16 protein-coding genes and 1 pseudogene are annotated in these 16,056 nt (G+C 43.7%); all 17 read left to right on the top strand.

The genetic code is table 11. From position 1 onward, the window contains the following. Positions 1 to 55: 55 nt before the first annotated feature. A pseudogene (locus BLW31_RS19630) lies at positions 56 to 157 on the top strand (AAA family ATPase); the annotation flags it as partial. Positions 158 to 272: 115 nt separating this feature from the next. Then, on the top strand, positions 273 to 1,289 hold the full coding sequence (locus BLW31_RS19625) for a PhoH family protein (protein ID WP_010536826.1): 1,017 nt from the start codon (positions 273 to 275) through the stop codon (positions 1,287 to 1,289). 46 nt (positions 1,290 to 1,335) lie between these two features. Then, positions 1,336 to 2,280 carry a phosphoribosylaminoimidazolesuccinocarboxamide synthase gene (locus tag BLW31_RS19620; protein WP_010536825.1) on the top strand — a complete coding sequence of 315 codons (945 nt, stop codon included), beginning with the start codon at positions 1,336 to 1,338 and terminating at the stop codon, positions 2,278 to 2,280. A gap of 2 nt (positions 2,281 to 2,282) precedes the next feature. Further along, a complete protein-coding gene (gene ubiE, locus BLW31_RS19615) occupies positions 2,283 to 3,020 on the top strand; it encodes a bifunctional demethylmenaquinone methyltransferase/2-methoxy-6-polyprenyl-1,4-benzoquinol methylase UbiE (RefSeq protein WP_010536824.1) in 738 nt (245 codons plus the stop codon). Positions 3,021 to 3,058: 38 nt separating this feature from the next. Next, positions 3,059 to 3,805 (top strand): shikimate dehydrogenase family protein, encoded by a 747-nt coding sequence (locus tag BLW31_RS19610; protein WP_010536823.1) that lies wholly within the window; start codon positions 3,059 to 3,061, stop codon positions 3,803 to 3,805. A gap of 69 nt (positions 3,806 to 3,874) precedes the next feature. Continuing rightward, positions 3,875 to 4,825, top strand: a complete 951-nt coding sequence (locus BLW31_RS19605) for an alpha/beta hydrolase (protein ID WP_022302081.1) — start codon at positions 3,875 to 3,877, stop codon at positions 4,823 to 4,825. A gap of 9 nt (positions 4,826 to 4,834) precedes the next feature. After that, positions 4,835 to 5,755, top strand: coding sequence for a TPM domain-containing protein (locus tag BLW31_RS19600; protein ID WP_010536821.1), 921 nt, complete (start codon positions 4,835 to 4,837; stop codon positions 5,753 to 5,755). Between the two features lie 50 nt (positions 5,756 to 5,805). Further along, positions 5,806 to 6,387, top strand: coding sequence for a LemA family protein (locus tag BLW31_RS19595; RefSeq protein WP_010536820.1), 582 nt, complete (start codon positions 5,806 to 5,808; stop codon positions 6,385 to 6,387). 282 nt (positions 6,388 to 6,669) lie between these two features. Next, positions 6,670 to 7,836: an AIR synthase-related protein gene (locus BLW31_RS19590; protein ID WP_010536819.1), complete on the top strand. Its 1,167-nt coding sequence runs from the start codon at positions 6,670 to 6,672 to the stop codon at positions 7,834 to 7,836. Between the two features lie 3 nt (positions 7,837 to 7,839). Continuing rightward, entirely contained in the window at positions 7,840 to 8,952 is a 1,113-nt protein-coding gene (prfA, locus tag BLW31_RS19585) for a peptide chain release factor 1 (protein WP_010536818.1), read from the top strand. Positions 8,953 to 8,969: 17 nt separating this feature from the next. Next, on the top strand, positions 8,970 to 9,794 hold the full coding sequence (gene pyrF / locus BLW31_RS19580) for an orotidine-5'-phosphate decarboxylase (RefSeq protein ID WP_010536817.1): 825 nt from the start codon (positions 8,970 to 8,972) through the stop codon (positions 9,792 to 9,794). 9 nt (positions 9,795 to 9,803) lie between these two features. Beyond that, positions 9,804 to 11,033: an HD domain-containing protein gene (locus tag BLW31_RS19575; protein ID WP_010536816.1), complete on the top strand. Its 1,230-nt coding sequence runs from the start codon at positions 9,804 to 9,806 to the stop codon at positions 11,031 to 11,033. Positions 11,034 to 11,114: 81 nt separating this feature from the next. Further along, positions 11,115 to 12,155, top strand: coding sequence for a UDP-3-O-(3-hydroxymyristoyl)glucosamine N-acyltransferase (lpxD, locus tag BLW31_RS19570; RefSeq protein ID WP_010536815.1), 1,041 nt, complete (start codon positions 11,115 to 11,117; stop codon positions 12,153 to 12,155). Positions 12,156 to 12,166: 11 nt separating this feature from the next. Then, positions 12,167 to 13,552, top strand: coding sequence for a bifunctional UDP-3-O-[3-hydroxymyristoyl] N-acetylglucosamine deacetylase/3-hydroxyacyl-ACP dehydratase (locus tag BLW31_RS19565; protein ID WP_010536814.1), 1,386 nt, complete (start codon positions 12,167 to 12,169; stop codon positions 13,550 to 13,552). Positions 13,553 to 13,567: 15 nt separating this feature from the next. Then, positions 13,568 to 14,335, top strand: a complete 768-nt coding sequence (gene lpxA, locus BLW31_RS19560) for an acyl-ACP--UDP-N-acetylglucosamine O-acyltransferase (protein ID WP_010536813.1) — start codon at positions 13,568 to 13,570, stop codon at positions 14,333 to 14,335. Positions 14,336 to 14,356: 21 nt separating this feature from the next. After that, on the top strand, positions 14,357 to 14,911 hold the full coding sequence (locus BLW31_RS19555; RefSeq protein ID WP_010536812.1) for an IS1096 element passenger TnpR family protein: 555 nt from the start codon (positions 14,357 to 14,359) through the stop codon (positions 14,909 to 14,911). Positions 14,912 to 15,038: 127 nt separating this feature from the next. Then, positions 15,039 to 15,947, top strand: a complete 909-nt coding sequence (gene miaA / locus BLW31_RS19550; protein WP_010536811.1) for a tRNA (adenosine(37)-N6)-dimethylallyltransferase MiaA — start codon at positions 15,039 to 15,041, stop codon at positions 15,945 to 15,947. The last annotated feature ends 109 nt before the right edge of the window (positions 15,948 to 16,056 follow it).

The raw sequence follows: 16,056 nt of genomic DNA, 5'->3' as shown, positions 1-16,056 counted from the left end.
GTTATAACGGGAAACGGCTATCCTTGTATGAATCCAACGTTAAAAGAATCAGATCATGAACAAGCTATACTCCATTGGCATACAGAATTTTGAAAGTCTACGAAAAGACGGTTACTTCTATGTTGATAAAACCGCTTTGATTTCTTCAGCAATGAAACAAGAAACATCGAGAAGTGGATAGTAGAATAATTGCAATAAAATTCACCCGTAAACAGCCGAAGAATCCAAAACGTTTCACTAAATTTGCAGAAATTTTTCTTTAATACGATTCAATGATAGAGAAACTGATTGTTCTTGAGGATATTGACCCGGTTATTTTTTACGGCGTAAACAACGCCAACATACAGTTAATTAAAGCTTTATATCCAAAGCTACGTATTGTTGCCCGCGGCAATGTCATCAAAGTGCTGGGCGATGAGGAAGAAATGTGTGCCTTCGAAGAAAATATCACCAAACTCGAAAAATATTGTGCCGAATATAATTCGCTGAAAGAGGAAGTCATCATCGATATTATAAAAGGGAATGCTCCGCAAGCGGAACAAACCGGAAATGTGATTGTTTTCAGCGTTACCGGCAAACCTATCATCCCACGAAGCGAAAACCAACTGAAGCTGGTGGAAGGCTTTGCCAAAAACGATATGGTATTCGCCATCGGTCCTGCCGGCTCGGGAAAGACATATACTGCCATTGCCCTCGCCGTTCGTGCACTGAAAAACAAGGAGATCAAGAAGATTATCCTCAGTCGCCCCGCCGTAGAAGCCGGAGAAAAGCTCGGTTTCCTGCCCGGAGATATGAAAGATAAGATCGACCCGTACCTGCAACCATTATATGATGCACTACAGGACATGATACCCGCAGCCAAGTTAAAGGAATACATGGAACTGAACATTATTCAGATTGCCCCGTTAGCATTTATGCGCGGACGTACGCTGAATGACGCAGTCGTGATTCTCGACGAAGCGCAGAATACCACTACACAGCAAATCAAAATGTTCCTCACCCGCATGGGTATGAATACCAAAATGATTGTGACGGGAGATATGACACAGATCGACCTCCCTGCCTCACAAACCTCGGGATTGGTGCAAGCACTCCGTATCCTGAAAGGTGTGAAGGGAATCAGCTTTGTGGAGTTGAACAAAAAAGATATTGTACGCCATAAACTGGTGGAACGCATCGTAGATGCTTACGAAAAATTCGACAAGGAGGCGAAAGCCGAAAGGGAGAAACGAAAGAATGAACAACTGATTATCAACGGCGAACGACCGGTGAAGCAAGTCAACAACTAATCGTTTCTGTGATTTGTAACTTGTAATTTGTAATTATAATAAGACAATGAAAGCATTAACAAAAACAGATTTCAACTTTCCGGGGCAGAAGAGCGTGTACCACGGAAAAGTGCGCGATGTGTACAACATCAACGACGAAAAACTCGTCATGGTAGCAACCGACCGTATCTCGGCTTTCGATGTGGTTTTACCTGAAGGTATCCCTTACAAAGGCCAAATGCTGAATCAGATTGCAGCCAAATTCCTCGATGCCACTACTGACATCTGTCCGAACTGGAAAATGGCTACGCCGGACCCGATGGTAACTGTCGGAGTATTGTGCGAAGGTTTCCCGGTAGAAATGATTGTACGCGGTTATCTGTGTGGTAGCGCATGGCGTACTTACAAAAGCGGTGTACGTGAAATCTGCGGTGTGAAACTGCCGGACGGTATGCGCGAAAACGAGAAATTCCCCGAACCGATCGTTACTCCCACTACTAAAGCCGAAATGGGACTGCACGACGAAGATATCTCTAAGGAAGAAATTCTGAAACAAGGACTCGCTACTCCCGAAGAGTATGAAATTCTAGAGAAATACACACTGGCTCTTTTCAAACGTGGAACTGAAATCGCTGCTGAACGCGGCCTGATTCTTGTTGATACAAAATATGAATTTGGTAAGCATAACGGTACAATCTACCTGATGGACGAAATCCATACACCGGACTCAAGCCGTTATTTCTACTCAGACGGCTATCAGGAACGCTTCGAAAAAGGTGAACCTCAGAAACAGCTTTCTAAAGAATTCGTTCGTGAATGGTTGATGGAAAACGGTTTCCAGGGAAAAGACGGTCAGAAAGTACCTGAAATGACTCCGGCTATCGTACAGAGCATCAGCGATCGTTATATCGAGTTGTTCGAAAACATCACCGGTGAGAAATTTGTGAAAGAAGATACCAGCAATATCGCTGAACGTATCGAAAAGAACGTAATGAATTTCTTGAGCAAATAAGAATGGACTACCCACAACAACATATCAAGCCTTACAACGAAGACGGCAAAAAGACCGAGCAAGTGGAACGCATGTTCGACAACATCGCACATGCCTACGACAAACTGAATCATACCCTTTCTCTGGGTATCGACCGCAGTTGGCGTCGTAAAGCTATTGCATGGCTCCGTCCCTTCCGCCCGCAACACATCATGGATGTCGCTACCGGCACGGGAGACTTTGCCATCCTCGCCTGCCGCGAACTAAAACCCGACGAACTGATCGGAACGGATATATCGGAAGGCATGATGAACGTGGGTCGTGAAAAAGTAAAGAAGGAAGGACTCTCGGACAAAATTTCTTTTGCCCGGGAGGACTGCACTTCTCTCTCCTTTGCCGACAATAGATTTGACGCTATCACCGTAGCATTCGGTATCCGCAATTTTGAAGACCTGGACAAGGGGCTTTCCGAAATGTGCCGCGTACTGAAACCGGGCGGACATCTGGTTATCCTGGAACTGACTACTCCGGACCGCTTCCCCATGAAGCAATTGTTCGCCATCTACTCGAAAATAGTGATCCCATTGCTAGGCAAACTCCTCTCCAAAGACAACAGTGCCTACCATTATCTGCCGGACACTATCAAAGTATTTCCCCAAGGGGAAGTCATGAAAGGAGTCATATCGAAAGCCGGATTCGGCGAAGTTCATTTCCGACGGTTAACATTTGGTATCTGCACACTTTATACGGCGACTAAATAATGAAGAATGATGAATAATTAATTTAATCCTTTCGTGTCATGGAAAAATACGGTTTAATCGGCTACCCTTTGCGACATTCGTTTTCAATCGGCTACTTTAACGAAAAGTTTAGATCCGAAGGCATCAATGCGGAATATGTGAATTTCGAGATTCCCAATATCAATGACTTTATGGAAGTTATCGAAGAGAATCCCAACTTGTGTGGGCTTAATGTTACCATCCCTTACAAGGAACAAGTGATTCCTTTTCTGAACGAACTAGACCGGGATACTGCTAAAATTGGTGCGGTAAACGTCATCAAGATTATCCGCCAACCGAAAGGGAAAGTAAAGCTGGTCGGCTACAACTCCGACATAATCGGTTTTACACAATCTATTCAGCCACTGCTACAGCCACAACACAAAAAAGCGCTGATTCTTGGTACCGGAGGCGCCTCTAAAGCTGTCTACCACGGACTTAAGAACCTTGGCATCGAAAGCGTATTCGTATCACGGACCCACAAAACCGACGATATGCTGACTTATGAAGAACTGACTCCGGAAATTATGGAAGAACACACCGTAATTGTCAACTGTACTCCGGTAGGAATGTATCCCAAAGTAGATTTCTGTCCCAATATACCTTACGAGCTACTGACTCCAAACCATTTGCTTTACGATTTGTTATATAATCCGAACGTCACTCTTTTCATGAAGAAGGGAGAAGCACAAGGTGCTGTTACGAAAAACGGTTTGGAAATGCTGCTTCTACAGGCATTTGCCGCTTGGGAAATATGGCACCGATAAGAAAGGTGCCGACATCCGTTTTCTGGTAAATTAAGAATAAAGGCGTGTATTCAATTAAGGGGATTTATGATGAAAAAGAAAGTAGTCTATAGCATTATTATTATCATGCTGGTGTTTACCAGCTGTACTATCGGCGGGAGTTTTTATATGTTGAATTTCTCCTTGACACCGAATGCCAAAATATTGTCTAAAGATGCCGATTCTTATCCTTTTATGTACAGAAACTATCCCTTCCTGCGTCCGTGGGTGGATAGTCTGAGACAAGCAGATGCGCTGAAGGATACTTTCATTATCAATCCACAGGGTATTCAGCTGCATGCCTTTTATGTTGCTGCACCTGCACCAACCAATAAAACGGCTGTCATCGTGCATGGATATACCGACAATGCAATCCGTATGTTTATGATCGGGTATCTGTATAATCGTGATCTGGGATATAATATTCTGCTGCCCGACCTGCAACATCAGGGAGAGAGTGAAGGTCGTGCCATTCAAATGGGATGGAAAGACCGGATCGACGTTCTGCAATGGATGAACATTGCGAATGAAATCTTTGGAGACAGCACTCAAATGGTGGTACATGGCATCTCCATGGGAGGTGCCACCACAATGATGGTATCGGGCGAAAAGCAAAAGCCCTTCGTGAAATGTTTTGTAGAAGATTGCGGTTACACAAGCGTATGGGATGAATTCTCGCACGAACTCAAGTCTTCTTTCCATCTGCCTGCTTTCCCATTAATGTATACTACAAGCTGGCTATGCGAAAAAAAATACGGATGGGATTTCAAAGAAGCTTCTTCACTGAAGCAAGTGGCGAAATGTGAACTGCCCATGCTTTTTATTCATGGAGACAAGGACACATACGTACCTACATGGATGGTTTATCCACTCTATGAAGCAAAACCGGACCCCAAAGAACTCTGGATCGTACCGGGAGCAGCCCATGCTGTTTCGTACAAAGAGAATAAACAGGAATACACCGACAAAGTAAGGGATTTCGTCGGACAGTATATTCATTAAACCTATTATATGAAATCAATATCAACACTTATACTTGCTATTTTTCTACTGATTCCACTGCAAGCCCAAGATAAAGTATATACGGTAGACAACTTGCCGAAAGTACATCTGCAGAATAAAATGCAATATGTATGCAACCCGGCAGGGATACTTTCTCAAGCAGCTTGCGACACGATAGATTCTATGCTTTACGCACTGGAACAACAGACAGGGATTGAAACGGTAGTTGCCGTAGTACCTTCTATTGGCGATATGGAGTGTTTTGACTTCTGCCACCAGCTACTCAACCAATGGGGTGTAGGCAAGAAAGGGAAAGATAATGGATTGGTCATCCTGTTGGTTACGGACCAGCGCTGTATTCAGTTTTATACCGGATATGGTTTGGAAGGAGTACTTCCCGATGCGATATGCAAACGCATTCAGACTAAATACATGATTCCCTATCTCAAAGACGATAATTGGAACGAAGGGATGGTAGCCGGTATCAAGGCAACCTGCCAGCGACTTGACGGTTCGATGAAAAATGACTCGCTTTCCGAATCGAATAATGAATCAATGGATTTCATATACTCTATTATCCTGTTTGCCGTAATCGGTGTAGGAATCGCCTTTTTTGCTGCAAGAAAACAAAGCCGTTGCCCCAAATGCGGGAAACATACGCTGCAAAGGAGCGGAAGCAGAGTTGTCTCACGGGTTAATGGAGTAAAGACAGAAGATGTCACCTATACTTGCAAGAACTGTGGAAATACCATCATACGCCGTCAGCAAAGCTATGACAGTGACTACCACCACAGAGGTGGCGGCGGAGGCGGCCCGTTCATCGGTGGCTTCGGAGGCGGCGGTGGCTTCGGAGGCGGTGGCGGAGGCTTTAGCGGAGGCAGCTTCGGCGGAGGAATGGGTGGCGGAGGAGGAGCCGGTTCACGGTTCTGACCCCAACAGATAATATTAAATAATCAAATACTCATAAAAAAGTAAGAAACATGAAAAAGTCAATTATCATCATTTTAGCCGTTGTGGCTATCCTTGTTATATGGGCAGTCAGTGTATATAACGGCCTTGTTACCATGGATGAGAATGTAACCGGTCAATGGGCGAATGTAGAAACTCAATACCAACGTCGGGCAGACTTGATTCCTAATCTTGTAAACACAGTGAAAGGATATGCTTCGCATGAAAAAGAGACGCTGGAAGGAGTGGTAGAAGCACGTAGCAAAGCTACCCAGATCAAAGTTGACGCCGACGGACTGACTCCGGAAAAACTCGCTGAATATCAAAAAGCACAAGGCGCTGTTACTTCCGCACTTGGTAAACTGCTCGCTATCAGCGAAAGTTATCCTGACCTGAAAGCAAATCAGAACTTCCTTGAACTACAAGCTCAACTGGAAGGTACTGAAAACCGTATTAATGTAGCTCGCAAAAACTTCAATGATGCAGCACAATCGTATAATACAAATATCCGCCGTTTCCCGAAGAATATATTTGCAGGAATGTTCGGATTCGATAAGAAAGCATACTTTGAGGCGGAAGAAGGGACTGAAAAGGCTCCGAAAGTAGAATTCTAAAAAATGATTTCTTAAAAAGCTTCTTAGCAAAAGTTGGAAGAACCGCCACAACAACACTTCCATAAAAGAGCGTTAAAAAGGAACTTTAGCCCACGTTCCTTTAACGCTTCTATTTCTCTCATTCTTCTCTTTATCAGCAGAATGCTAAAAAAACGGCAAGTCACCAATTAACACTTTTAGGTTTTATTCCTCTTCCGAACGAAGCTTGATAAACAAATAGTTGGCTGTACGAAAAAAAAGCAGTACTTTTGCAGCCGTATACAAAAAATAATTCTTTAACTCATGAGTAATCAACGATACATGATGCGGGGTGTAAGCGCATCAAAAGAAGATGTGCACAACGCCATCAAGAACATCGACAAAGGAATTTTCCCAAAAGCATTCTGCAAAATTATTCCTGACATACTGGGTGGAGACCCGGAATATTGCAACATCATGCATGCCGACGGTGCCGGGACTAAATCTTCCCTTGCCTATATGTACTGGAAAGAGACTGGCGACCTGTCTGTATGGAAAGGTATTGCACAGGACGCATTGATTATGAATATCGACGACCTGCTTTGTGTAGGTGCCGTAGACAACATCCTCGTTTCTTCAACTATCGGACGTAACAAACTGCTGATTCCCGGCGAAGTAATCTCCGCTATCATCAACGGCACAGACGAATTGCTGGCTGAACTCCGTGAAATGGGGGTAGGTGTATATGCTACCGGCGGAGAAACTGCTGACGTCGGCGACTTGGTACGCACAATCATCGTAGACTCTACCGTAACTTGCCGTATGAAACGTTCAGACGTCATCAATAATGCCAATATCCGTCCGGGAGATGTCATTGTTGGCCTCGCCTCTTACGGACAGGCTACTTATGAAAAAGAATATAACGGCGGTATGGGCAGCAACGGCTTGACAAGTGCACGTCACGACGTTTTCGGCAAATACCTCGCTGAAAAATATCCGGAAAGTTATGATGCCGCTGTCCCCGAAGAACTGGTCTACTCCGGAAGATTGAAATTGACAGATACTGTAGAGAATTCTCCAATTGACGCAGGCAAACTGGTACTCTCTCCTACCCGCACCTATGCTCCGGTAGTGAAAAAGTTGCTTGACGCCTTACGTCCGGAAATACACGGTATGGTTCACTGCTCCGGTGGTGCGCAAACCAAAGTCCTGCATTTCGTAGAAAATGTCCGTGTAGTAAAAGACAACCTTTTCCCCGTTCCTCCTTTGTTCAAGACCATCCAGGAACAGAGCGGCACAGACTGGGCAGAAATGTACAAGGTATTCAATATGGGACACCGTCTTGAAGTATACCTGTCACCGGAACATGCAGAAGAGGTTATTGCTATTTCCGAATCATTCGGTATCCCTGCACAGATAGTAGGACGTATCGAAGCATGTGACCAGACAGAATTAATTATTAAAAGCGAGTTCGGAGAATTCAGATATTAAAGAATGGCAGATAACAGCACCATATTAGAAAAATTGGACGGACTTGTAGCCCGTTTTGAAGAAATATCTACCCTTATCACCGACCCGGCAGTAATTGCCGACCAGAAACGTTATGTCAAACTGACTAAAGAATACAAGGATCTGGATGACTTGATGAAAGCCCGCAAAGAATATATTCAACTGCTGGGTAATATCGAAGAAGCCAAAAATATTCTGTCGAATGAGTCGGACGCCGACATGCGTGAAATGGCTAAAGAGGAGATGGACAATAGTCAGGAACGTCTTCCGGTATTGGAAGAAGAAATCAAACTGATGCTTGTTCCTGCCGATCCGCAAGACAGCAAAAATGCAATCCTCGAAATCCGAGGCGGTGCGGGGGGAGACGAAGCCGCTATCTTTGCCGGCGACCTTTTCCGTATGTATGCCAAGTTTTGTGAGACCAAAGGATGGAAAATGGAAGTATCCAACGCGAATGAAGGAACTGCCGGAGGATACAAAGAAATTGTTTGCAGTGTCACCGGAGACAACGTCTACGGAATATTGAAATATGAATCGGGGGTACACCGTGTACAACGTGTCCCTGCTACAGAAACACAGGGACGAGTACATACCTCCGCCGCCTCAGTAGCCGTGCTTCCCGAAGCTGAAGAATTTGACGTAGTCATCAACGAAGGAGAAATCAAATGGGATACTTTCCGAAGCGGTGGTGCAGGCGGCCAGAACGTCAACAAGGTAGAATCCGGCGTGCGCTTGCGCTATATCTGGAAGAACCCTAACACAGGCATTGCAGAAGAAATTCTGATTGAATGTACCGAAACCCGTGACCAGCCGAAAAACAAAGAACGTGCTCTGGCACGTCTGCGTACCTTTATCTACGACAAAGAGCATCAGAAGTATATCGACGACATAGCTTCCAAACGTAAGACAATGGTATCTACCGGCGACCGTTCGGCCAAAATCCGTACTTACAACTATCCTCAAGGACGTATCACCGACCATCGTATCAACTATACAATCTATAATCTTGCCGCCTTTATGGACGGAGACATTCAAGATTGTATCGATCATCTGATCGTAGCAGAAAACGCGGAACGTCTGAAAGAAAGTGAACTCTAAAAAATTATAGTATAGACATGAATAAACAACAGTTATTTGAAAACATAAAACGCAAGAAATCATTCCTTTGCGTAGGACTTGATACTGATATCAAGAAGATTCCTGAACACCTGTTGAAAGAAGAAGACCCGATTTTTGCATTCAATAAAGCGATTATCGACGCAACAGCCGACTTGTGTATCGCCTACAAACCCAATCTCGCTTTTTACGAAAGCATGGGCGTTAAAGGCTGGATCGCATTTGAAAAGACAGTAAAATATATCAAGGAGAACTATCCTGACCAGTTCATCATTGCCGATGCAAAACGTGGGGATATCGGAAACACTTCTGCCATGTATGCCCGTACTTTCTTCGAAGAACTGGATATAGATTCTGTAACCGTAGCTCCTTATATGGGTGAAGACAGCGTGACACCGTTCCTGACTTACGAAGGCAAATGGGTGATCTTGCTGGCATTGACTTCCAATAAAGGTTCTCACGACTTCCAGTTGACAGAAGACGCAAACGGTGAACGCCTCTTCGAAAAAGTGTTGCGCAAATCGCAGGAGTGGGCAAATGACGAACGTATGATGTACGTAGTCGGCGCTACTCAAGGACGCGCTTTTGAGGATATCCGCAAAATTGTCCCCAACCATTTCCTCCTTGTTCCGGGTGTCGGAGCACAAGGTGGTTCGCTTGAAGAAGTTTGCAAATACGGAATGAACAGTACCTGCGGCTTGATTGTTAATTCTTCCCGTGGAATTATCTACGTTGATAAAACAGAAAAGTTTGCCGAAGCTGCCCGCACCGCTGCACAAGAAGTACAGGCACAAATGGCAGATCAACTGAAAGCGATTCTCTAAAGAAAAGGAATGCCTTACGAAAGAAAGATAATCAACGATCCGGTATTCGGATTTATCAATATACCAAAGGGGTTACTGTACGACATCGTACGGCATCCCCTTTTGCAGCGTCTTACCCGCATCAAGCAGGTAGGTCTCTCGTCAGTGGTATACCCCGGCGCGCAACATACTCGTTTCCAGCACTCATTAGGTGCTTTCTACCTGATGAGCGAAGCGATCACTCAGCTAACCTCCAAAGGCAATTTTATCTTCGACAGTGAAGCAGAAGCCGTACAGGCAGCTATCCTGTTGCATGACATCGGACATGGTCCGTTTTCTCATGTACTTGAGGATACGATTGTACAGGGAGTTTCTCATGAAGAAATCTCTCTGATGCTGATGGAACGAATGAACAAAGAGATGAACGGGCAACTTAGTCTCGCCATCCAGATATTCAAGGACGAATATCCGAAGCGATTCCTGCATCAACTCGTCAGCGGCCAGCTGGATATGGACCGCCTCGATTATCTTCGCCGTGACAGTTTCTATACCGGTGTTACAGAAGGAAACATCGGCTCTGCCCGCATCATCAAGATGCTTGATGTAGCCGATGACCGACTTGTCATTGAATCCAAAGGCATCTACTCCATCGAAAATTTCCTGACGGCACGCCGCCTGATGTATTGGCAGGTATACCTGCACAAAACATCAGTAGCTTATGAACGAATGCTTATCAGCACGCTGCTTCGTGCCAAAGAACTGGCATCGCAGGGAGTAGAATTATTTGCCTCACCGGCATTGCATTTCTTTCTATATAATGACATTAATCATACGGAGTTCTATAACAATCCCGATTGTCTGGAAAATTTCATCCAATTGGATGACAATGATATCTGGACTGCCTTGAAAGTATGGAGCAATCATCCGGACAAAGTTCTTTCCACACTCAGCCTGGGCATGATTAACCGAAATATCTTTAAAGTGGAAATTTCTTCCGAACCTATTGGCGAAGACAGAATAAAAGAGTTAACTTTGCAAATCAGCCAACAACTAGGCATAACCCTTTCCGAAGCGAACTATTTTGTCTCTACCCCCAGCATCGAAAAGAATATGTACGACCCGGCAGATGACAGTATTGATATTATCTACAAAGACGGCACTATCAAAAATATTGCCGAGGCATCGGACATGCTGAACATCTCATTATTGTCCAAAAAGGTAAAGAAATACTATCTCTGCTACCAGAGATTGCATAGATAAGTATAAAATATTCATTCAATAACACGGAAATCTGAAAAAAAAATCCGTTATTTGTGAACTAATTTAATTTAAAATAAAGACATGGAGTTCTCGGCTAAGCAAATTGCAGCATTTATCCAAGGGGAAATCATTGGAGATGAAAACGCAACGGTACACACATTCGCTAAAATAGAAGAGGGAATGCCCGGAGCTATTTCTTTCCTGTCGAACCCTAAATATACGCCTTATATCTACGAGACACAATCAAGCATTGTATTAGTTAATAAAGATTTTGTCCCTGAGCATGAGATTCATGCTACTCTGATCAAAGTAGACAATGCTTATGAAAGCCTGGCGAAGCTGCTCAATCTCTATGAAATGAGCAAACCCAAGAAACAAGGTATCGATTCACTGGCTTTTATTGCCCCCAGTGCTAAAATTGGCGAGAACGTATATATCGGTGCCTTCGCCTATATCGGTGAAAACGTCATTATCGGAGATAATACCCAAATTTACCCTCATACTTTCGTTGGAGACGGTGTGAAGATAGGCAACGGTTGCCTTCTTTACTCAAATGTAAATGTTTATCATGACTGCCGCATCGGTAACGAATGTATCCTGCATTCAGGTGCAGTAATCGGCGCCGATGGATTCGGCTTCGCTCCTACCCCGAACGGATACGATAAGATTCCGCAAATCGGAATTGTGATTCTGGAAGATAAAGTGGATATAGGTGCCAACACCTGTGTAGATCGTGCTACTATGGGAGCTACGATTGTACATAGCGGTGCTAAAATAGATAATCTGGTACAGATTGCCCATAACGACGAAGTCGGCTCACATACAGTAATGGCGGCACAAGTCGGTATAGCAGGTTCTACCAAAATAGGAGAATGGTGTATGTTTGGTGGTCAGGTAGGTATTGCCGGACACATTAATATCGGCGACCGGGTCAATCTGGGAGCACAATCAGGCGTACCAAGCAGTATCAAAGCAGACAGCGTACTGATCGGAACTCCTCCCACAGAACCGAAAACTTACTTTAAAGCTGCTGTTGTAGCTAAGAATTTGCCGGATATGCAAAAAGAACTACGCAATCTGCGCAAAGAAGTAGAAGAATTAAAACAACTATTAAATAAGTAAATAAGTAACCAATGCTGAAACAAAAAACGCTGAAAGATAGCTTTTCACTGAGCGGGAAAGGTCTTCACACTGGACTTGATCTCACTGTAACTTTTAATCCTGCCCCGGACAATCACGGATACAAAATCCAGCGTATTGACGTGGAAGGACAACCAACTATCGATGCAGTAGCCGACAATGTGACGGAAACAACCCGTGGCACAGTATTGTCGAAGAACGGAGTCAAAGTAAGCACTGTAGAGCATGGTATGGCAGCCCTTTATGCATTGGGCATCGATAACTGCCTCATCCAGGTGAATGGTCCGGAATTTCCGATTTTGGACGGTAGTGCACAATATTACGTACAAGAAATAGAGCGTGTAGGAACAGAAGAGCAAAGTGCTGTCAAGGATTTTTATATCATCAAATCTAAAATTGAATTCCGGGATGAATCAACAGGGTCTTCTATCATCGTACTACCGGACGAGAATTTTAGTCTGAACGTACTGGTTTCCTATGATTCAACCATTATTCCTAACCAGTTTGCAACGCTTGAGGATATGCATAAATTCAAAGACGAAGTGGCTGCCAGCCGTACTTTCGTCTTTGTTCGCGAAATAGAGCCGCTTCTCTCTGCCGGCCTCATTAAAGGTGGAGACCTGGACAATGCGATCGTTATTTACGAGCGCAAAATGTCACAGGAGAGTTATGATAAACTGGCTGACGTAATGGGAGTTCCTCACATGGACGCAGACCAGTTGGGCTACATTAATCACAAGCCATTGGTTTGGCCGAACGAATGTGCCCGTCACAAACTACTGGACGTTATCGGTGATCTTGCTTTGATTGGTAAACCGATAAAAGGCCGCATCATCGCCACCCGCCCCGGTCACACGATCAACAATAAGTTTGCACGCCAGATGCGGAAAGAGATTCGTCTGCACGAAATTCAGGCACCGACCTATGACTGCAACCGCGAACCGGTGATGGACGTGAACCGTATCCGCGAACTGCTGCCGCACCGTTATCCTTTTCAATTGGTAGACAAAGTAATTGAAATGGGTGCCAGCTATATAGTAGGCATCAAAAATATCACAGCAAACGAGCCTTTCTTTCAGGGACATTTCCCACAGGAACCAGTGATGCCGGGCGTACTTCAGGTAGAGGCAATGGCACAGGTGGGCGGTTTGCTCGTTCTCAATTCTGTTGACGAACCGGAACGCTATTCCACCTATTTCATGAAAATAGACGGTGTGAAGTTCCGCCAGAAAGTAGTACCGGGAGATACACTGCTTTTCCGTGTAGAATTACTAGCTCCGATCCGTCGTGGCATCTCTACAATGAAAGGTTATGCATTCGTCGGCGAAAAAGTTGTTTGTGAAGCAGAATTCATGGCACAAATAGTAAAAAATAAATAAACCCAAACTAAAGACATGGTAAGTCCTCTAGCGTATATTCATCCCGAAGCTAAAATCGGAGAAAATGTAGAAATTGCGCCTTTTGTATTTATTGATAAAAACGTAGTTATTGGCGATAATAATAAGATTATGGCTAATGCGAACATCTTGTATGGTTCGCGTATTGGCAATGGAAATACGATCTTTCCGGGTGCTGTCATCGGAGCAGTTCCACAAGACCTCAAGTTTCGTGGAGAAGAATCAACTGCTGAGATCGGAGACAATAATCTGATTCGTGAGAATGTTACAGTCAACCGTGGTACGGCAGCTAAAGGGCGTACCATTGTAGGAAGCAACAACTTATTAATGGAAGGAGTGCATGTAGCACACGATGCACTGATCGGTAACGGATGTATTATCGGCAACTCTACCAAGATGGCAGGTGAAATCGTTATTGACGACAATGCTATTATCAGTGCCAATGTATTAATGCATCAGTTTTGCCATGTAGGCAGCCATGTAATGATTCAGGGCGGATGCCGGTTCAGTAAAGATATTCCCCCTTACATCATTGCAGGACGCGAGCCTATCGCTTTCAGTGGAATCAATATCATCGGGCTTCGTCGCCGTGGTTTTTCCAATGAAGTGATTGAAAGTATCCACAATGCCTATCGTATCATTTACCAAAGTGGATTGAATACGACAGATGCATTGAAAAAAATTGAAGATGAAGTTGAATCTAGTCCGGAAATAGACTATATTATTAACTTTATCCGTAATTCAGAACGTGGTATTATTAAATAAACAGTTCAAAATAGTCATATTATGATATACAGATTTACTATCATATCTGATGAAGTTGACGATTTTGTCAGAGAAATACAAATTGATCCGGAAGCTACATTCTTTGACTTCCATGAAGCAATACTGAAATCAGTAGGGTACACAAACGACCAGATGACTTCTTTCTTCATCTGTGATGATGACTGGGAAAAAGAAAAAGAAATTACTTTAGAAGAAATGGACGACAATCCGGAAATGGATAGTTGGGTAATGAAAGACACTATTATCAGCGAACTGGTAGAGGATGAAAAGCAAAAACTGTTGTATGTATTCGACTACATGACAGAGCGTTGTTTCTTCATCGAATTGTCTGAAATCATCACCGGAAAAGAGATGACCGGTGCCAAATGTACCAAAAAATCGGGTGATGCTCCGAAACAAACGATAGACTTTGAAGAAATGGCTGCCGCAAGTAGCTCACTCGATCTGGACGAAAACTTCTATGGTGATCAAGATTTCGATATGGAAGATTTTGATCAGGAAGGATTCGACATAGGCGGTAACGCAAGCAGCTCCTACGAAGAAGAGAAATTCTAATTAATTGACAGTTGACAATTGACAGTTGACAATTGGCTGCACACTAAGAATAACAATAAAAATTAGTTGTCCAGTCACTTATCACCTGTCAATTGTCAGTTGTCAATTATCAATTGTCAATTAATCCATGCCCACTCTCATCGTTTTAATCGGACCTACAGGAGTAGGAAAAACAGAATTAAGCCTGCGACTGGCAGAAAGCTTTCACACCAGCATTGTCTCTGCTGATTCAAGACAACTTTATGCTGAACTAAAAATAGGAACAGCGGCTCCTACCCCAGATCAATTAAAACGTGTACCTCATTACCTGGTAGGTACTCTCCATCTCACCGATTATTACAGTGCCGCTCAATATGAGCAGGAAGCTATGGAAATCCTTCGTCAATTATTCACAAAACATGAGGTAGTAGTACTGACAGGTGGATCTATGATGTACGTAGATGCCATTTGCAAGGGCATTGATGACATTCCCACCGTTGATGCGGAGACGCGTCAGGTAATGCTACAAAAGTATGAGGAAGAAGGACTGGAACAACTTTGCTCAGAACTACGCTTATTAGATCCGGAATATTATCGTATAGTAGACTTGAAAAACCCCAAGCGTGTGATTCATGCACTGGAGATTTGCTATATGACTGGAAAGACATATACATCTTTCCGTACCCAACAGAAAAAACAACGTCCCTTCCGTATCCTTAAGGTCGGACTGACCCGCGACCGGGAGGAACTCTATGATCGCATTAACCGCCGTGTAGACCAGATGATGGAAGAAGGATTACTGGACGAAGTACGTTCCGTACTTCCTTACCGGCATTTAAACTCTCTCAATACGGTAGGGTATAAAGAACTGTTCAAATACCTGGACGGGGAATGGGAGCTTTCTTTTGCTATCGAAAAGATAAAGCAAAATTCACGCATTTATTCACGTAAACAGATGACGTGGTTCAAAAGGGATGAAGAAATACGCTGGTTTCATCCAGAACAAGAAACGGAGATACTTGAGTACCTCCGCATGGAAAAAGACACTATGAAATAAAAACTATTTCAGTTGGGACTATCCATCTGATTGTGTAAATAGAAAACTACGGGATTTTTCTCGTAGTTTTTTTATTTATGTATTAACTTTGTAAAAATCAGATTTAATG

The organism is Bacteroides faecis MAJ27 (assembly GCF_900106755.1).
GTDB classification, from domain to species: domain Bacteria; phylum Bacteroidota; class Bacteroidia; order Bacteroidales; family Bacteroidaceae; genus Bacteroides; species Bacteroides faecis.
The sequence above is the reverse complement of the archived record's forward strand: the minus strand, read 5'-3'. Positions and strand labels throughout refer to the sequence as shown.